Origin of the sequence: Photobacterium sp. 53610, assembly GCF_036409375.1 — a bacterium.
GTDB lineage: Bacteria > Pseudomonadota > Gammaproteobacteria > Enterobacterales > Vibrionaceae > Photobacterium.
The window spans coordinates 1,268,160-1,289,701 of sequence record NZ_JAXOFS010000001.1 but is presented as its reverse complement, the minus strand read 5'-3'; the positions used below and the strand labels follow the sequence as shown (position 1 = coordinate 1,289,701).

Here is a 21,542-nt window from a genome sequence, read left to right as displayed (position 1 = left end):
ATGTAATGCACTTTTTTGCTTCAAAGAGAACTTCGCCGCAGAAAATTGAGTCTTTCATCATTTAAAGAGGGGATTTTCAAAATGAAGAAAATGTCCACTTGCCCTATCTTATGACTGGTGATGATTCAATAACTGAATCAATACAAACCCTCTATGCATGTGTAGTTCCCACTGCATCGAACGTTTTCAGTCCTTATGTCCTTTCTCAACGATAACCTCTTTTATCAAGGTTCCTCGGCACAAAATGCAAATGACTTTGTTGCTATTACACGAATAGGGTGACAAAGGACGTAAAAATTAATTTTCCTCGAAAAATAATTAACTTTTCTTTGCAGAACCGTCCATTAGAGAGCGTCGATAATGTAATCAAAAGGGATTAGCTATGGCTGTTGTCATCGGTGGTGCAGGTTTAGGTCATTATGATGTTCTTGGGCAAGCGGGGATTAAGCTGTCCAGCACCAAAGGGTTGAGTATCAATGCATCCACAGGGAATCTGGTTGTTCAAAGTAACGATCAGACACTGGTCAGTCGGGGACTGGATTTATCACTTGCCCGCACCTACAACAGCCAGGGCGCGAAAAACGATTTTGATGCCGATAACTGGCGTTTTTCTTTTGAGCGTCAGATCCGGATGGTTGGTTCAGAGCTGCACCGGATTACCGGTGACGGCCATGTCGCGATTTTCAAAAAACAGGAAGATGGTTCATATCTTTCTGCGGCGGGTGGCGGTGCTCATGACACCATTGTCAAAGTCGGCAGCAACTGGGTGTACACGGAAGGCACCAGCGGGATTCAGGAAACTTATCAAAGTGCCGACGGCAAACTGATTCATTCTGAAGATAAACATGGTAACCGGGTGAGTTACCGTTACAGCGGCAACCGGCTGAGTGCGGTTTCAAATGCCAGCGGCGAAGAACTGCGTTTTGTCTACAACAGTAAAGGCCAGTTAACCCGCCTGGACAGCTATACCCAGGTTGAAGGCAAGCTGACACACTCCCATAGCAAAGTTCACTACAGCTACGATTCAAAAGGCCGTTTAAGTCAGGTCAAAGTTGACTTGTCCCCTGAAGATAAGTCGATTACGGACGGGAAAGTTTTCACCACGACTTATACCTATCAGGATGCGAACAGTTATCTCCTGAAGTCAATTCAAAAGAGCGATGGCAGTCAGGTCAGTTTCAGTTATCAGACCGTCGGCGGAAAAAGCCGCCTGAGTAAAATTGATGACAACGGTGTTGTGACCTTACTGAATTATCAGACCAACCGTGCCAACGGGCATCAGCTGCAAATCACCGATAACAATGGTGAAGTCTGGTTTTACCAGCATGATGACAAAGGCCGTCTGGTGTCTGTGTTGTCTCCGGCGGTTGATTATCAGGGAGATGTGAATAATCTGCCGCGTGAAAACGGGCAGGTACAGGGACAGGTCACCTATCAGTATGACGATCAGGATAACCTGATTCTGGTCCGGGACAGTGCCGGGAAAACAATTCAGAACAAGTACGATGCACAGGGCAATTTAACGGAATCGACCCGCAACGGTGTGCTGTACCTGAAACATGAGTACCAAAATAATCTGCTGGTCGCCAGCCATCAGTATGCCGGTGGTAAGGTGGCGTCGAGTGCTTACTTTGTGTATGACAAGCAAAACCTGCGTTTTGAAGTCTCTTCAGCCGGTACCGTGACTGAATACCAGTACAATGGCTTCGGTCAGCGGACCTCAATGCGGCGCTATCTGGGCACTGCTTTGCAGGCGACTAAACTGCCTGAGCTGGCGGCTTTGACGACTTGGGCAAGCAAGCAAAATAAACAATCGACGGAGCTGACAGAATACACCTATCAGCGGGGTGAATTGCACACGCAAACCACTTATCACCGGCTGGATACCGCGGGCCGTGGCGATACGATTCATGATCTGCAAATCACGTCATCCGGCTATGACTTTGCCGGATTCAGAACAACGAACCGCGGCGTGACCATTGATGGCAAACATGTGGGCGGCAACGGACGGGGTCTGACGGTCACGGTTGTCGATGCCAGTAACAAGCTGATCTCGACCAAAACTTTCGATACCTATGGCAAGGATGATGCCTCGGCACAGCTTGTGGCACATCTGAAAACGCTGAAAGCGACCACTGCCGGTCTTCAGATCATTGTCACTTCTTCTGATGAATGGACAAACCGTCTGAATCAGGACGCAAAAAATGCGCTGAGTGGTCTGGGGATCAATGCGCAGACCCTGAAGCATGCAGAAACCCGCAGTGCTTTCCTGGCGATTGCTGAAGCGAAAGACGGCAAGTGGGTGACGACCCATCAAGATTACCGCCCGCGTTTCCCTGAATCCACTGTGAATTATACCTTGTCCAATGCCGAGCATGTGCGGACGACCTATGATGCCTTCGGCAATCTGATTGGCACCCAAACGCTGACCGGTGATATCAAATCGGGCCGGCTGGATGTGAAGTCAACCACCACTCAGGTTTTTGACGGATTAAATCGCATTACCAGCACCACCGATGCCGCCGGGAACACTGTGGTGACTCAGTATCTGGATGCGAACCGGCAGGTGCTGGTGACCACCGAGAATGGGGTCACGACAAGAAGAACTTTCAGCCAGCGTGGCGAATTGATCTCAGAAACCGTGAGTGCTGCCGGAGAGACGAGCCGTGAGCGTCATTACATCTACAACAAAAGCGGCCAGCTTGTGGCGACACAGGAAGCCAACGGCAGTCTCAGCGCTGTGTTTTATGATGATGCGGGACGTCAGTGGATCACGGTGTCTGCTTCAGGGCAAATCACGGAATATCAGAGGGACAGTGAAGGCCGGATTATCCGTGAAATTCAGTACGACAGCAGTGTGAACACACAAAGCTGGTTGTCGGGCGGCCAGCTGACCGTGAGTGGGAAAGAAGTTCTTGGCCTGATTGATGCCATGCGGGCGCACCGGGTGATCCGCAGCGAGTTTGATGCACTGGGGCGCCTTTCCCGCACAATTGATGCTGAGCAGCAGGTGACAGAATACATCTACGATGATCTGGACCGGCAAATTCAGGTGCGTCATTACACCGAAGGCTATGCAAGCGCAGCCCGGGTGCTGAGCAGCCAGTATGACAATGCAGGACGACTGACGGAGCAGAAAGACGCCGACGGTTTCGTGAAGCGCTTCAGTTACGATGCCTCCGGCAAGCTGATTGAAACCCGGCTTTACAAACCCCGCGGCGAGAGGGTTTATCAGAACGGTCATGAAGTCGATTTAGATAAATGGCAGGTGTACGCCAATTCTCCTGCGGGTGCGACCATGACCCCGAGATACGACGCTGCCTACGGCGGCGAAGTGATCGATCTCCGTGGTTCAGGGATGTCAAATGGCTATCGCTTGGCAAACAACAATGCGAACGAAAGCTGGAAAAATACCGATATGCGTCTGTTGAGCTGGGATATGAATTATTCCCAGGACATGACGGTTTACATCAGCCTGCAAACGGAGAAAGGACATCGTTACATCCAGTACCATACGGGGACGGGTAGCAGCAGTATCAAGAACGGCTACGCGCACCATTACATCGGCAGCATTAACAACGGGCAGTGGAATACCGTCACCCGTGATCTGGAAGCCGATCTGGCTGCGGTTGAACCGGGCAATAAAATTCTGCATGTAAACGCGTTTTTAATCCGCGGCACAGGCAGTATTGGTAAGGTTGCGCTTTCAGAAAAGGCGGCAGAAACGAGCGGGTCGGACAGTTATGACAGTTCGAATGTTTTCTATGACAGTCGCGGCCGTCAGCAGTACCTTCTGGATGAACAGGGCTTCCTGACCGAAACGCGCTATCTGGATGGCGGCAAGGAAAAGGTCACCTACCGCTACACGAATGCAGTGACCAACCGACAGGGCGGAATCGAGAGTATTCTGCAGCAGGCCGGCAGTGCGCAGCAAATTTCCCGGGACAAGTTTGATGCAGCCGGCAGACTTATTGCCAGCGTCAATCAGCATGGCATTGAGACACGCTATCAGTACGATGACGTGACGGGTCTGCTTCGCCAGCAAATCAGCGGCGCGAATACCAAAGAAAGCCGCTCTGTCTATATGGACTATAACAAGTTCGGTGAGCTGACCGGGCGTGTTGCTGTCGCGGGCAGTCAGGACTGGAAAACAGCTAATGTTTCCGCGTTGATTACGGCCCGGGGCAGTCAGTCGGTTTATAACACCATGGGCTGGAAAGTCAGCGACTATCATCCATCCACCGGTAAAACGAGCTATGCATATGACAAGTCCGGGCGGCTGATTCAGCAAACCGATGCGCTGGGCAATACAAAGAGCACGGTTTACACCGCATTCGGGCAAGTGAAACAACAGCTGGTGGCTGGCATTGTCAAATCTGAATTTGCCTATGATAAAGCGGGCCGGGTGCTGCGAACTGTGGATGGCGAAAAAGCCGTCACCAGTTACCTGTATAACAAGCAGGGCAAGCTGGGTTATCTGGTGAAGCAACACGTCAGTGATGCTTATTCCTCGTTTTTGTCCGGCTCGGGCAATCATATTTCCCGTGAAATCACGCAATACCGGTACGATGCGCGCGGGAATGTGGTCGAGCAGCGCGTCGCCAAAGATTATCGTGCAGGCAGCCGGATTTCCGGCGGGGATGAATTGTCGGATGTTCGTCAGCCGACAGTGCGTTATCAGGCGCAGTGGTCCCGGAAATATGATCACATGGGCCGTGTGGTGAGCGAACTGGATGGTGCAGGTCGCGAGAAAATTGTGGATTACCTCCACGGTGGCCGCGTGAAAACGGTCAAGCTTTCCGGTGCATTGCAGGAGCGCATTGAACTGGATGCGCTGGGCCGGACGTTGTCACTGGCCAATGGCAAGGGCGAGACGACGCGCTATGAGTATGACGATACCAGAAATCAGGTGACGGTAGTCTCGCCGGGCGGCATTCGTACCGTGACTGAAAAGAATGCCCATGGTGAAACAACATCGATCACCGATGCTCTGGGTCATCGCCGTCTGTTCCATTACGACCATCAGGGTCAACTGCTCCGTTCAGAGTTTATTGCCGCCGGCAGTACCACGCCTGAAATCCTCTCCCGCAAAGAATACGATGCCACCACTGGGTTGCTGAAATTCGACATCAATGCCGAAGGCACACGCACCGAGTACCGCTATAACGCGATTGGCCAGCAGTGGAAAGTGATCCGAGACGCGGACGGTGAAAAACTGTCAACGGAATACGGTTACGACAAGCAGGGTCAGCGGGTCTGGGAAAATACCGAAGATCAGCGGATCTATATCCGCTATGACAACAACGGCAGAAAAGTCCGGGTCGAGCAGGGGGGTGTGGCAACCCTCTTTACCTATGACGCCAATGGTCAGGTGCTGAAAACGGTTGAAGGGGCAGTCTCAGCCAGTGACCGGGTGCTTGAAGAGCGGGTCACCGAGTTCAGCTACGATGCAAACGGCAATCTGACCGGGAAACGAATCAAATCAGGGGCCGACTGGTCGGGTTCGGCAAGCAGCCAGACGACGTTGTATCGTTACGACGGCTCCGGGAAAGTGCTGGAAAAAGCGACCGGTATCGGTGCGACGACCCGGTATGTCTATGATGCGCTGGGTCGGGTCAGATATGAAATCAACGCGCTGAACTATGTCACCCAGTTTGACTACGACGCTGCGAACCGGGTGGTGAAAACAACGCGGTTCAGCAAAGCGGTTGCACCTCAGTCGTCCTTGACGGAAGCGAGCCTGAAAGCAGCCATAGCTGCCGATCCGGCAAAAGACAGAAGCACCGAAACCCGATATGACAATGAAGGCCGGGTTGCCTTCGAGATCGATGAAAAAGGGTATGCGACGGGCTATTTGTATAATGCGAACGGCCAGGTAATTACGACCACTCAGTACCAGAAAACGGTGAAAGAGGCGAACTGGAACACGGCTGCTTCAGGCAACCGGATCAGTCAGTCGGTTTACGACGCCCATGGTCGTCTTCAGTATGCGATCGATGCGCAGGGGCGTATCAGTGAACGCGGTTACGATAAAGAAGGCCGTATTACCCATACCATCCGCTACAACACGGATTTCCAGCTGGCAGACCTTTCAGCCACGTCCGTAAATGCGCTGAAAACGCATTTGTCTCAGGAAGTTGAGGCGGGCCGGGTCAGCGCTGAGCTCAGTGTATATGACCAGATGGGACGCCTCCGGTTCGCGATGGATGGCGATGGCTTCCTGGTGGAATACCAGTACAACCGCCAGTCTCAGAAGAGCCGGAAGAAAGAATATGTCGACAACTCGGCTGTCCGGAACGCATTGAATGACATTCGTAAAGGCAGTGCGACGGCCTCCGAATATGCCGTATTCCTGCAACTTACAGAGAGCCTGCAAAGCCTGGACAACGCTTCTGCGGAACTGAAAGCGAAGTTATCGGAGCTGAATCATCAGCAGGGACGGATCAGCGGCCTGATTCAGGAACTGAATACGCTTGAAGGCCAGATTGCGGCCACGAATAACGCCAACCATGACCTGGGGATCAGCATCGAGGATGCGAATCACCGGTTATCCGGCTTGCAGAACGAAGTGAAAACTGAGCTGGTACGTCATGCGAAACTGCAGGAAAAGATCGATGCGTTAGAAAGTGAAATTGCAACACATGAAGCCCGTTTAAAAGGCCAGAATGCAGCGGAAGTTGAAGCCGCGAAGAAAGCGGTCACGAATGCAGACAAGGCATTCACTGAGGCCAGCAGCCACAAAGCGCAAACTGCAGCAGCCGTACAGGCACTTGTGAAAGCCAGTGTGCTCACCACGCTTCATCCGGAATGGAAAGCCGATTACACAACCACGGGCGGTAAAATTCATGCGTCGGTTCAGAGTGATGCTGCTGGAAATTCCGCGCTGTCTCTGATTTCAGGTCACCGAAATACCCTGGACAGTGAAAAGACCTCGCTGCAGAAGCAGTATCAGGCGGCGTTAAACAGCCAGGATGCAGCAAAAGCCACACAGGCGAAAGATAAGCTGAATCAGGTCATTTCTGCGATCGAATTTCTGGATAAGCTATCGGCAGATATTCAGGCAGATCTGACCGCCCGTTCAGGGGTACGGCATTCAGAACTTGCAGTGAAGGCAGCGAAGCAAACCCTGTCCGAAGCGATCAAGAAACAAAACGAGACCAATGCTGCGATAAATAGCAATCCGAAGGTACCGGCCGACAACACCGGGACGGCACCTTCTCTGCCGCAAACGCCGACCGATGATGTTGTGCTCCCGCCAGCGGGCAATAGTACCACTGAAACACTCGATAAAATTGATGCGCTGAAGTCGAAGCTCCAGATCTTAACGGCGGAGATTGATGCACAGAAATCAAAAGTTGAGCTGGCGGCAGTGTCTCTGGCACAACGTGAGAAAGAATATGCTGTTGCCCGGGAGGCCTATAACAAAGCTCAGGCTGAACGTCAGGCGGCGATTAGCGCAGCGAAAAAAGCAGTCGGAGATGCTCAGAAAGTCCGGGATACCGCATGGGCAGAATATCAGGCTGCCATCAAGCACCGGGATGCGAGCCTCGCCAGCCAGAATCAGAAACAACTCGCCTTTAACACGGCGAAAGCGAACTATGACAAAGCGCTTGCTGCTAAAAACTCAGCGCAATCTGCCGCGAACAGTGCCAATAGTGCGCTAAATTCTGCGAACACAAATCTTTCTGGAAAACAGTCTGCATTGAATAAAGCGCAGTCTGATTTTAACTATCACCATGGTGAATGGTCGAAAGCAGATACGCATTATCAAAATACGGTGAAAAACCGTGATGCAGCCTCGCGTGAGCGGGAAGCTGCCCGGAAAGATTATGAACGCGCGGCTGCGGATTACACCGCCTACAGTAAGCGCAGCTGGTATACCGAAGAAAACCCGAGCGGTAAAACCAGCGCCGGACTGAACAGTCGCCGGGCGACACGCGATGCAAAATTGCGAACCTATCAGAGCAAAATCAACTCACATAATTCCTGGGTTGATCAAGCCAACAAAGCCTACAGTGCCCGTCAAGCGAAGTGGGATACCCGGGCCGGGTATCTGAACACGCTGAATGCAGCGAAGAATAACTTCAGTACTGCGACCACACAGAAAAATACTGCACAGGCCAATGCAGACAAAGCGAATGCGGCACTGGCCAATGCGTCAAAAGCACTTGATGCAGCAAAAACGCCGTTTGATAACGCCACAACGACCCTGAATACGGCTAAAAGTACGATTTCTGCAGCCAATACACGATACAGCAAGGCAACTCAGACGTGGAAAGCTGCTGAGGCCACGTTAACCGCGAAAAAGAAAACGCTTGAGGAAAAGATAGCAACGCCGCAAGAGCAGGTCGACCTTGCACAGGCTGCCTATGATTCAGCGATCGCAGAAAAAGCTTCTGCGACTCAGGCGCTGAAAACTGCCACAGCGTTACGTGAACAGCTTGCCGCACAGCGGACGAAGCTTGTCAGTGAGCAGGCGAAGGCGCAAGCCGGGTTTGATTCGATTCTGAGCAATTATCAGAAGGGGCTCGGCGAACAGACGGCTGCGGAGAAAAAGCTCAATGAGGCTGAGGCGAATAAACGAAACAGAGTCTCTGAGTTAACCGCAGCTCAGAACAATCTGGCGAGTATTAACCAGGATCTGAAAGCGGCCGAAGGCCGGTATAACAAAGCCGTTCCGGAAGTCAATGCCGCGAAATCACGACTGGACAGTGCACGTCAGCATTTAAGCAATACTGATGCGGCCTACAAAAAAGCGGTTGCCGGACGTCATACCAATGAAGAGGGTCACTCATGGGGAACTTCGCTTTCGGAAATTAACAGCAAACGAGCGGCACGGGACAGTGCAGCCTCTGCGGTCAAAGCCAGAGAGAATGAGTATAACGCCTGGGTCTCTCAGCGAAATGCGGCGTCGAATGACATCAGTCAGCTGAAAGTGGCAAAAGCGACAGCAGCCACTGCGATTGATACCGCGACCAGGAATTACAATGCTGTACTCGTGACAGTGAGCACTGCGCGCGATGCGCTGAACAAAGTCTCGAGCCAGTTTGAAGGAATTTCGGCGCAATATCATGCTGCGAAATCGAAACTCGATAGTGCGACTCAGTCTTACCAGCAGGCCGAAGCACAGTTTGCTCAGGCTGGCGTGCAAATTGAGGAAGCGCAGACGCGGCTGGCTGGGGCTGAAAATGCGATTGCCTCTGCTAAGCAAACGCTTGAGTTGCTGTCATCCAATGCCGCCGGCGATGCGACGGTCGTTCAGTATGAAAAAGAAACGCGTTTAGCGCTGCAGGCTGCGCAGAAAGAACATACAGATGCAGTCAGCAAGCTGAATCAATTACAGACGGAAAGGGACAAAGCACTTGAGGAACAATCAGCGTTGCTCAAAACCCTCTCTGATGGCGGGAAGAACAGTGATTCGCTGATTCATGCAACGGTCGACAGCCTGGACAGTGCGAATGCAGTGAAAGCGCAGGCTGAACGGGACATGCTGGTGAACCAGCAGAAAGTGACTGATCTCAAAGGTCAGCTTGCGGCGCTGGGGGATCGGATCGAGCAGCAACGCAACGCATTAGAAAAGCAAAAACGTAACTATGATGAAAAACTGGCTGCCCATCAGCAAAGCCGCGATAAGGCCGAGCAGATTGCCAGTGATCTGAATGCAAAAAACAACCAGCGGTTCACTACAGAGCTGGAGATTATTTCCTGGGAAGAAGCGAAACGGACCGGGGCTGAAACGATCCGCGCTTCAGAGCTGAACCTGAATAGCAAAACGCAGGCTCAGTCCGGTGCATCACACGCCTATCACAGTGCGAACAGCGTCCTGAGCAGCAATCAGGCCGTGCTCAAACAGCGTCAGGCGGATCGGGATGCAACCCGGAAAGCACTGGCGAATGCGGAAGCTGAACTGAAAAAAGCGCAGACCCATAAATCGAATACAGCGACGGCAGTGAAAACGTTCCGTTCCTGGGGCGATGCGGTTTGGGTGGTAGAAGAAAACTTCCGCGATATGGATGCGATTTATCAACATCGCTTAAACAACAAATACAGAAAGCTCTCCGAAGAACAGGGCGGCGGCAGCGTCGGTTATACGCAGGCTCAGATTGACGCTGCGTTCAGAGACCGCAAGGCCGCAGCTGACCTGATGAACGGCTTTAAGCAGCAGTTTACGTCAAATTCAGGGGCGATTTACAAAGGGCCGGACAGTAAAGCGCTCTCTGATACCGCGGTGAAGCAGCAGAGCTATTACCAGAGTCAGGTGAAGTCTCTGGCAGATAAGTTCTATGCCCAGTACAAGCACTCTCTGACGGCAAAAAACACCAATGAAGAAGGGGTTTCTTCCAACGCCTATACACAGGCGCAAATCAATGCATTTAAAGCCGAATCTGATCGCGCTGCACGCGGGCTGAAGTATGTCTCTGATGTTCGTACCAAACTGAATGATGATATTGCTGCCCGGACCCGAGTTGAAAAAGCGCAGAGTGAAGTCAACCGGCTGAAAGGAAATCTGACGACCACAGAAAGTGCGCTGGCCGCAGCAACCACCAAAGTTGATCAGGCACAAGCCGATGTGAATGCCGCATCCAGCGCGTTGAATTCAGCAAATCAAGCGTTGACGGCAGCGAAGCAGAAAGTGGCCGATGCCCATCAGACAATGGATCAGGCAGAAATCCATCTCGCAAAAGCCCGGGAAAAAATGGATGGGGTTGAGAACGCCATCGTCACGATTCGCCAGCTGCTGGATGTTGCCAAATCTGATGAAGCGAAAGCGCTGGCTGCTGTCGTTGCTGCCCGTAAAGAACTGAACGTTGCACAAGGTGATCTGAACACAGCCAAAGGTGAGCTGAATACCACCGTCAGTTATCTGAACAAGGTGTATACCGACCTGGATGCTGCAACGACGCTGCATCGTAAAGTGAGTGCTTACCTGGAGCGCGCGACAACCTATAAAGACCGGGCCGGAGCGACACTTTCCGAAGCCCAGCAACTGGTTTATCTGTCGAAACAGGCTGTGGCCCGGGAGATCAATGCGGGAACGGTCAGCCATGATACGGACTACCGGTATGACGCGCGCGGGCAGCTGATTTCTGAACTGTCTGCAACTGTCAGTTATGCCGATGTGACGGCTGACGGCAAAGTGATTCAGCATATCGGGCGGCTTGAAACCCAGTATCAGTATGACAGTCTGGGCAATGTGATTGCCAGCACCACGGCTGCCGGAACCAGCATGGCCAATAGCAAGCGTTTTGTATTCAACGTCATGGGGAATCAGACGCAGGCGAAAGGTCTGGCGGGCAATGCGGTGATTTACAACGAACAGAACCTGGCATCAGTCAACATCAATGCTGAAAACGGTCGCCGGGATAAAGTCTACGACCAGTTAGGTCAGTTGCGTTTTGATGTCGATGAGCTGGGCTTTGTGACGGAATACCGCTACGACAGTTACGGCCAGAAAACAGCCCAGATCCGATACAGTAACGCATTCAGTGCGAAACGTCCTGAGGGCTCGGCCATTGCATTGTCTGAGCTGGAGAAGTTTGTTGCCGGTGGCGGCACCAGCCGTGCCATCAGCTGGAACTACGATCAGCGCGGACAGGAAATTTCGGCGACACAAAGCAGCAGCGTGAACAGCGATACTATTCGGGATGACGTGGTTTATAACGCATTCGGCGAAAAAGTTTCCACCACGCGCAGTGCGAAAAACGTATCAGTCACAACCGGACAGCACCTGTACTCGTTAACGGGTCAGCTGCTGGCGACCCGGAATGCTGAAGGGTATGTCACTGCTTATGGCTATAACGGCCTGGGGCAGCTGGTTGAACAACGTGAATTCACCAACCGCTATACCGGTGAGTGGAGCCTGAAGGCGCTTGAAGCTTGGCAGAAACAGCAGGGAAATGCACAACGGTTTGAGAGCTACGGCTATGATCACCGCGGGAACCGGACGCAGACCACGCGGCATCATGTGGTTTACCACGCCCATAACGGTAATACGGTTACTGAGAAAACCGGCAATCTGATCACAACGACGTACCACGATTATGCCGGCCGGATGTATATGACGGTGCAGGAGGCAAATTCGGTTGAGGCTGCCAATCATGCGACTGCGGCTAACCGTGTGCTGCATGAGTTTGATGCATTGGGCCGTCTGGTCACGACCTGGGGCAAGAAACGGGACTACGTGGTTTCAAGTGTGGCGCTTGCCGTAGCCGGCGGCAGTCAGCCTGAACGTCTGTCAGCGCATCAGCGGACCGATTATCTCTACGACGCCCAGGGAAATCAGGTCAGCACGATGACCGAGGGTCGCTCGACGTTCCAGTATTTCAATCAGCAAGGCCAGCTCACCGGCCGGAAAGATGCGGAGGGGAACTACACCCAGATCCAGACCGATGCGATGAACCGTGTCGTTCAGGAAACGGTGAAGGTCTCCTCGACGGGAGGGCTCAGTTACAGTTTCGATAAAGTGACCCGTTTCAGTTATGACAAAACCGGACGTCAGACGGCGACAACCGTGAACGCCTCATCCGGCAATATTACTGAAACGGCACGGTATAACGCCTTTGGTGAAGTGACTGAAAAACGCCTCAATAACGAGGTGCAGGAAAGTTATCAATATGATGGCTTCGGTCAGGTCACCGCGGCAGAGCGCAAAGGTATCAAGACCAATTATCAATATAACTGGCTGGGGAAAGTCATTCGTGAAACGACTGGCGGCAGCCGGGTGGTAGTTCGCGATTACGACAAAATGGGCAACCTGACCAGTGAGAAAGGCGTGAGCTTTGACGGCAAGTCTCCGGTCACAACGCAGGTGCTGGATCGCTTCGGAAACGTGCTGACCCGCAACGTGAATGGCAGTGTTTATCAGTTCAAATACAACCAGAACAATCAGGTAATTGAACAGACGGGACCTGAAACGGATGTTCTGGATACCAAGGGAACGCTCACGAAGCGCAAGCCTGTTTCTAAGATTTACTACGACCTGAACGGGAACCGGATTGCCGTTCAGGATGCGAACGGAAAATGGCAGAAGAGCACCTATGATCTGGCTGGGCAGAAGCTCTCAGACATCAATGGTGCCGGCGGGGTGACGCACTATTATCACGATGCCCGTGGTGACATGGTTGGCCGGATCAACACGCTGGGCCAGGGTGAAATGTTTACCTACAACAATAATGGCCAGTTGCTGACCCGTGCCAAGCTCCGGCTGGATGATAAGTTTGCTGAAGTATATGCCAGATATTCCTATGACCAGCTCGGGCAGCGGTACAGCGAAGAATGGGTGGGCGAAACCGGGTATACCCAGTGGACACGTTTCGATCAGGCCGGTCGTGTGCTGGAAACCAAAGGCGGCGGCCAGCATCAGAAATTTACCTATGATGCATTCGGTAACAAGACCAGCGAAGCCTGGCTGGCAGGCGGTAGTGAAAAAGCCAGAAAGAGTGCGACGTTCTCGAAAACCGGACGCTTGCTCACCGAGACTTTGCTCGACGGCAGTGTGATCAGTTACAGCTACGATGCTTTCGGTCAGGTGACACGCAAGACCGGCGGCGGTATGGATATCCGCTTTGAGTATTTCACCAACGGTTTGCTGAAAAAGCAGGTTTCCGGCACGAAGAGTGAAACCTATGTCTACGACGTAAATGGTAAAGAAACACAGCGAACCCTGACGGACGGCGATCAGCAGCTCGTGACGGTCAGTCATTGGGACAGTCATGGCAGACTGGCGTCGATTGGGACAACGACAGCCAAAGGTTTTGGGAAGAGACTTGAAAACTCAAGTGTGACTTATCAGTACGATGCTGTGGGTAACCGCCGGAAAGTGGTCAGCAAGCGGGGCACTGTGTCCGAAACCCGCTGGTATCAATACGACGGTGATAACCGCATGGTGGCGTCGCATCAGAATGCTGCCGAGACCCAGAGTTTTGCAGGGAAAGCCGGAAGCCGTCAGATTCAATACAATGCCGCAGGCCAGAAAGAAAAAGAGATTGTCTGGACGTCGGTCACGCGTGATGGCAAGAAAGCTGTCGTCAAGCAGGAAACCCTGTTTGGTTATGATGTGAATGGCCATATACAGAATATTCAGTCTTATGAATACAACGGTACGGCACGTTATCAGACCCGGTTCCTGACACAGACCAATTCGCGAACCGGACATGCGCTGGAGCAAAATGAGCTGTCGACCCGTTATGAACATACGAATGGTTTGATTCGCGCTGGTTCGGGTAAAACGGACCAGACCAAAACCACCTATGTGTACAGCGATGGACAGCTCAAGCAGCAGGATGTGGTGACGAACGGTACCGCAACACAAAGCTTGGCTTTCACGTACCATTTCTCGGGCCAGCTCGCGAAGCAACAGACCAATATGATTCGGGAAGGATTTACTGAAACGCACGTCTATGACTATCGCGGAAAAGAGAGCTTCCAGAAGATTAAAATCACTGCGAGCCGGGATCAGAAAGGCTACAAAACCGGGGTCACCGATTTCCGCTACAACTCGGCGGGTCATCTGACTCAGATCAACAGTACCAAGGATGCAAGCGAAAGGAAGATGCTGACTGGTTTTAATGGCCAGATCGCATTACAGCTGGAAGGCGGTAAACTCAGTGCTGAACTGGCGGTGGCCGGGAATGCACTGGCACGACTGACCGACAGCAAACTGGATGCGGATTTACTGAACGACAGTGCGGCTGCCACCGGTGCTCAGCCCGGCGCATACATTGTCAGAGGCAATGATACCCTGCAGCGCATTTCGCAGGCCGTTTATGGCGACAGCCGATACTGGTACCTGATTGCGGATGCCAATGGTCTGTCACCAAGCGACAAGCTGGTGGAAGGGAAATCACTGGTGATTCCAAATCAGCATACGCAGACGTTTAACGGGGCAGAAAGCTTCAAGCCATACAACGAAAGTGAAGTGCTGGGGAACGTTAATCCGGATCCGATTGCACCGCCGCCACCGAAGAAAAGCTGTAACCCGATTGCGATGATCGTGATGGTGGTGATTGCAGTTGTGGTGACGATTTATACCGCGGGTGCAGCAGCCGGTGTAATTGGTTCGATGATGAGTGCGGCGGGTACTGGTGTAGCTGGTGCAGCCACAGTCGGTGCTGCAGGGTTAGGTGTTCTGGGCGGCGCGACCGTGGCCGGCTCTGTCACCGCTGGTTTGGCTGCAGCTGCAATTGGTGGGGCTGTTGGATCCGCCGCTTCTCAGCTGGTTGGTAAAGCCATGGGGGTTGTCGATGACTTCTCCTGGAGCCAGGTTGCGTTAGGCGGACTGGCTGCTGCTGCGACAGCGGGGGTTGGACAGTATCTTTCTGGTGGTACAAATGCAGCCAATGGTGCGGCGAATGCAGGGACTGCCAGCTCGACTACAAATGCTTCGCAAGCTGCATCGGTGCCGCTTTCAACGAGAATCTCACATGGCTTAGTCCAGAGTACGGCGTCCTACGCGACCAACTATGTTGGCAGTAAAGCGCTCGGCATGGATGCATCCTTCAGCTGGAAAAGCTTTGCGGCTTCAGCCGTCGGTTCTGTCGCCAGTGTGGGGAGTGCTCAGTTCACGTCAGATCTCGGTATTCTGGGAGATACCCTGAATGGCTTTGCAGGCGCGGCTGTTTCAAATGCTATCCGGGGTAAATCATTCAGAGATAACGCCGGGCGGATGATGACGGATGCCTTTGGCAATGCGCTGGCCAATGTGGCGAGGCAGGGGGGGCAGCGTCAGGAGAGACAACGTCAGGAGCAAATAGCATCACTCGTTGATCGTATGAATGGATACCAGAAATTGCAGAGTAAAAAAGCTCATGATCAGGAGCTTTATGCACTCGCAAGGGAAATGGATGCTCATGACAGGCTGAACGCGAAGAAAGAACTTGATATTCGGTTGAATGATGCAGCAAGAGTTATGAATGCAGTTCAAGATGTGAACTTGAAGAAAGCTGCCGATATTAAGAATTATGAGGCAATTTTGGATTCCCGGATGTCGGGTGAAAAAAGTAGTGGCCGTAATCAAACTGGTTTTAATTTTATGGAAGCATCCAAGAAATTAAGACAAGAAATTGAATTAGCAAAGCAGAGTGGTCATTACCCAGAAGATGGCACACGGTTAGACGCTGTATTTGAGAAGCATCAGGCTGATCAAATAGAGGTACCTTCCGTTTTGGGACATGTACTTGGAGGAGCAAGCCGATTCCAAGATGTTAGCCAGCAGGTTGGAAAAGTTATTCAGCATTCAGCTGATTTATACGACACCTATGATGCTTATGGTATAAAGTTGAACTCTTATTCGAAAAATATTTCGGATACTTCAATAGTTGGCTGGAAATTATGGAAGGAACTGCCTGAATCAGTATCTCAAGTCAGGACAGATTTAGCGTATTCATCTATTTATGATCCAGACGGTTACGAGATGCTGCGTTCGTATGGCGAAAATGTCTCAACATCAAGATCTCAACGATTAATCAGTGAGGAATCCAGATTTTTTAAAGTTAGTAAGAATTTAGGATTTATTGGTGATTTCATTGAATTTACGACCGATAGTTATAATAACTTTGCAAAAGATGGATTTAGCTCCAGAGCTGTGATTGCAACAGGACTTGATGGCATACAAATGCTTGGTAGCGGGATGGTATCTACGGCAGCAGGTGTCACAGTTGGGGCTGGCGCAGGAGCTATTACGACAATGACAGTTGCACCCGCGGCTCCAGCAGTGACGTTGGCCACTGGCACTGCAACAGGAATTTATGTTGACTATCAATTAGATGAGTTCTACAACACTCATCGTGATGACGTCATTGATACAATAGATTCTGGTTACCATGCAGTGGCTGATTTTTTCCGATTAAAATGACACGATTGAAAGATGAATTAGCTTAAATGAGAATGCGCCTGATTGATTTCGGGCGCATCATTCAAGAATCGAGAAGGTGACGTAAAGATGATAGACTGTGAGTATGGTTTACGAATGGTTTTTAAGGCGACTGGAAGGAATAAATGACAGCAATGAGTGTTATTTTGTTTTTTATATTCTTACTTGGTATGTTGGCACTCATTTCGCTATGTGCCCTGAGTGTTTATTTAGGTTTCATGATGAAAGAAACCGACCCGGGCAGATATAAAGCAATATATACTTGTCATATCCCAACATCTGTATTTTTGTTGTTTGATTATGTCAATACAGCTGATGCTTTAGTGAAGTATCCATTGAATAAGAGATGGGTGTTTCACTGTGTGAAATTATTGATTTTAACAATTCTCATCGCTTTTTTACTGATAATGTTAAGTGTGTTCATTATTCCGAAATAATCCTTGATTCAAGGACTGTTTTATCAGTGTCTTTTTCATTGAGGTGAAATTATTACTCGAACAAAATTGAGTATAGATTCATTTTTAATTTACAAAGCCAAATTATTGTGAACAACACCGAATCTATGTCTGCATCACTTATCGCGAGACAGATCATGCACCCATTCGAAAATAAAATCGAAATAGTCGATATCACGCCAAGTGAACCATTGTTGTGTAAAACGCCTTTTCATCAGGTACTCGTCGACCCGAAGGGCGATCTGTACATCTGTTGTGGGTCGCACATTCAAAACATGACGCCGGTTGCCGGGAACCTGCTTCAGCAGGATGCACTGGACATATGGAATAATGATATCTACAAGACTTTCAGAATGTCCTTTGTGGATGGCAGTTTGAGATACTGCAATGACAAAACCTGTTCTGCGGCAGCCAACAAAGACAATCCGGCACTTCGGAATTTGGTTCATTCTGTGGATGAAATCGAAAAAGATCCCGGCTTATTCAACAGTAATTTTTCCGACTATCTGAATGCTCCGGAAAGCTTTGACGGCGCCCTGGTCAGTCCGCCGACCCGACTTTATTTAGGTATGGATCCTTCCTGCAACTTGCAGTGTCCTTCATGTCGCAATGAGTTGTACATGGAAGAGAAGGGCAGTCAGCGTTTAGATACCATTTATGGCAATTTGCGAAGTATCACGCCTGGTATCGAATTTCTGGAATTCGATGGTGCCGGTGATGTGTTCGCCAGTCGCTGGTATCAAAAATTTCTCCATCAATTTCCGGTCGATGATTTTCCGAACCTACAAATGGTGACTTTGCGCTCGAATGGGCTCCTTTGGACAGACAAGAACTGGTATCGCATTCATCCCTATCTTCGCTCCATGGCCATTTATGCCTGCATTTCAGTGGATGCGGCCACTGCTGAAACCTATGCGACAGTACGGGGTGGCTGTTTTGAGAGGCTGATGAAGAACCTGAAATTTGTTCAGCGCCTGCATCAAATTGGGGAAATTAACGAAATCACACTGGTGATGGTCTACCGAAAGAGCAATTATCAGGAAATACCGGCTTTTATTGAGTTGGGAAAATCACTCGGGGCAAGCTATCTGGTGATTCATCCTTTGCAAGCCTGGTCAGAGTCAGCCTATGTCATTGAGGGGAGCTATGACCACGAGGCAATTCATCTCCGGTCACATCCGCTACACGGCGAGTTTCAGGATTTCATCCAGAAACATGGCATCGTCAGTGGTTACAGTGAGTCTGTGTTTATTGATTTTTCCTGGTAGCGCTCATCTCTCACGATTGACGGCTTCAGCCATCTCAGCTGTATCATTTCAATTTGTCCTGAAATTTCCCCTCTGTCTGTTTTGCAACAAGATGGTGAATTGCAATCACTGAAATTTTCTTCACGCCTGGAGATTTATTTATATTTCTGAATAAAAATAAATCAAATATACCTTTTAAATAATCATCGAGCTTTTTTTTGTCATTAATTTGCTGATAGAGAATCTTTTTGGCGTTTTTTGTATGAATTTATTTCAGCTTTAGTTTGAGTGAGCGAATTAAAAATCAACCCTGTGAAAAACCATCACATGAATTTAACTCATATTTAACTTTTGTCTGTCGTTAAATGTTTCACAGGAATATTGTATTTCTTTTGAAATTGCCTAGACAAATAACAATTTGTGATAGCAGTCTCTGTAAAATGAGAAAGTCTACTTTTTATTGCCATAAATGGAACCGAACATGAAAACTTTTGCAAATGCGTTGCAATGAATAATGTGAACGGTGCGTATAAATCTAATTATTAATATTGTGGTGTCAAAATGCTGTCGGTATGATGCAGGCAAAGGATGTAAAGAGGTTACCTGTTGCTTAGACGCTAAGCACGGTCATAGGTGTATGGAAAGAATAGAAGTACTGGATATCACAGACAACGAAGAAAATAATCTTCGTGTCTGGTTGAATTCGCAACTCAGACAATTATGGGATGCGAATGAAACTTCTGTTTCTGCGCTGATCCGCAAGTACTTTGAGAGTGAACACCATGCGAAGCTGTATACGTTTGAACCTGAAGAAAGTTTCAGGAAACAGGAGTTCTTGGTATTTTCTGAGCATGACACCATTATTAGTGCCTGGAAGAAAACAAGTGCCCGTCCTTTTATTGAATGGGCCAGAGGCAATGGCCTGGATAAATTTCCCTATGTCATGAATGGCAGGGTTTTTACCGATAACACTGCGGATGTCATTCACCATCGGCTACCCTCAGATTTTATTACTTTGCGTTTGCTTCGGAATTATCCGGCGTCATTAAAAGCAATTTTGCAATGGAATGATGTGCAAAGTCTGGACGCTTTCAGTGCGCTGGAAGAAATTCAACTGTATCTGAGAAATGAGCCTGTCCTTCGTGATTGGGACTGGGTTGAAGGGGTTCAGAATCAAAATGGTGAAAACCTTTACTGTATTTCACCATTTCGTGAGCTGATTCTGGTGAATGATGGCGCTTATTTTTGTTGTAGTGCCTGGCATGGGTATCCGAGTGTCGGAGATCCAAGAGACGCAGCACTCGACACCTTATGGAATAATGAAGACGCAGCTGAATTTCGAAAATCGATTCTGGACGGGTCGTATCGATATTGCCGTCATGATGTGTGCCCAAAGCTGGTCAATCCGGAATCACAGCTGAAAACCTTTACAGAGTTACCCTCTGTGGTTCAACACGGCATCTTGCAAGAGAGCGGTTACTTAGAAAGTGGATTTGAGTTTATCAACTATGGTTTTGACCCTTCCTGCAATCTGTCTTGCCCGTCGTGTCGGCATGATGTGATTCTTGCAGAAGGGAAAGCAGCAGAAGATATCAAATTCATTGAGCGTCAGATTGAGGCAAACAGTACCGATTTGCAGGAGCTGTATATCTCCGGCGCCGGTGACGCCTTTGGATCACCGTTCTCGCGGGATTTTCTCGCGCGGATGAAAGAGGAGAATTTTCCGAGTCTGCATTCAATCTTGCTGCATTGTAATGGCCAGCTGTTTAACTCGTTTATCTGGCATAAATTGCCAGATTTTGTCCGTGACAGAATCAACTATGTTGAGATTTCGATTGATGCGAGTTGTCAGGAAACTTATGAAATCAACCGGCGAGGGGGCAGTTACTCAAAACTTCTGGAGAACTTATCATTTATTCGTGAGTTAAAGGAGCGGGGTGAACTTGGTTATATTAAATTCAGCTTTGTCGTGCAGCAGAACAACTATGATGAAATGCCTGCTTTTGTTGAATTTGCCAAGAGATACCATGCAGATTGCGCATTTTTTTCACGATTGATGAACTGGGGAACGTTCTCTACAGATGAATATTTATCCCGTGATGTGGCAAATCGGTCTCATGATCATTTTCCTGATTTATTACGGGTTATCAGTGATACGATATTTAACGATGAGATCGTAGATTTAACAAATTTGAATCATTTATTGAAAGCATAAATGAATATTGGTGTTGATTTAACGTTGTGAATGCGCAAGATATTTTTCTTGGCTTGTATATTTATTGTTAAATCTATTTTCCATGAAATTGATTGTAATAATTACATCCTGTTTTGTGATAGAAGAATTCGAGGGACGTTCATCTTTTCTATAAGATCATCTTTGAAATAGTCTGAGGAAAAGACTGATTTATCTATTCGTGCGTGAGGATAATATGCTGCACTTTGAAATGTTCTCTACAGAAGAGCTTTTGGCTTTTGCTGCGCTTGATCTTGAAAATGACAACCTTTTTCAAGGCATGGAAAAGCTGAAGCATTTAAAAAATAATCAGGTTGAATCAGACGAGTTGGATTCAATGTTAGGCAGCGTTTATGCAAAGCTTCAGTTATTTCATCAAGCGGTTGAGCATTATTCTGCATTGCTGGAAAGAACACCTTCCCGCCTGCATGAAAGATTTCAGCTGGGAATGGTATACCGGGAAATGAATGAGCTGGGTAAAGCCGCAGAATGTTGGGACGGTGTGCTGGACGTTGAAGAAAACTATCCACCTGTTCTTTTTCATAAAGCATTGTTGCTCATCCTGACCGGCGAAGAGGTCCAGGCCAAATCACTGCTGCAACAATTAGTCGCGACAGCAGAAAGCGATAATTATTACGTGGAACGAGCGCTCGGTGTTTTAGAGGAAATTTCGGCTGCGTCGCAAGAGCCGACACCGGTGACCCAAAAACTTGACCAGGTTCATTGATAGTAAGTGA

4 protein-coding genes are annotated in these 21,542 nt (G+C 49.5%); all 4 read left to right on the top strand.

Features of this window, described 5'->3' with window-relative positions:
• Positions 1-382 precede the first annotated feature (382 nt).
• The 4 genes from SPK40_RS05840 (at position 383) to SPK40_RS05825 (ending at position 21,532) form a co-directional block, all read left to right on the top strand.
• Positions 383-16,852, top strand: a complete 16,470-nt coding sequence (locus SPK40_RS05840) for an interleukin-like EMT inducer domain-containing protein (RefSeq protein WP_330959737.1) — start codon at positions 383-385, stop codon at positions 16,850-16,852.
• A gap of 610 nt (positions 16,853-17,462) precedes the next feature.
• Positions 17,463-18,593 (top strand): SPASM domain-containing protein, encoded by a 1,131-nt coding sequence (locus SPK40_RS05835; RefSeq protein ID WP_330959736.1) that lies wholly within the window; start codon positions 17,463-17,465, stop codon positions 18,591-18,593.
• 502 nt (positions 18,594-19,095) lie between these two features.
• Positions 19,096-20,787 (top strand): radical SAM protein, encoded by a 1,692-nt coding sequence (locus SPK40_RS05830; protein ID WP_330959735.1) that lies wholly within the window; start codon positions 19,096-19,098, stop codon positions 20,785-20,787.
• 214 nt (positions 20,788-21,001) lie between these two features.
• Positions 21,002-21,532 (top strand): tetratricopeptide repeat protein, encoded by a 531-nt coding sequence (locus tag SPK40_RS05825; protein WP_248139650.1) that lies wholly within the window; start codon positions 21,002-21,004, stop codon positions 21,530-21,532.
• Positions 21,533-21,542 lie beyond the last annotated feature (10 nt).

Coding starts and splice junctions, on each gene's coding strand:
- SPK40_RS05835 (WP_330959736.1), top strand. CDS start 17,463: ATGCACCCATTCGAAAATAAAATCGAAATAGTCGATATCACGCCAAGT.
- SPK40_RS05825 (WP_248139650.1), top strand. CDS start 21,002: ATGCTGCACTTTGAAATGTTCTCTACAGAAGAGCTTTTGGCTTTTGCT.
- SPK40_RS05840 (WP_330959737.1), top strand. CDS start 383: ATGGCTGTTGTCATCGGTGGTGCAGGTTTAGGTCATTATGATGTTCTT.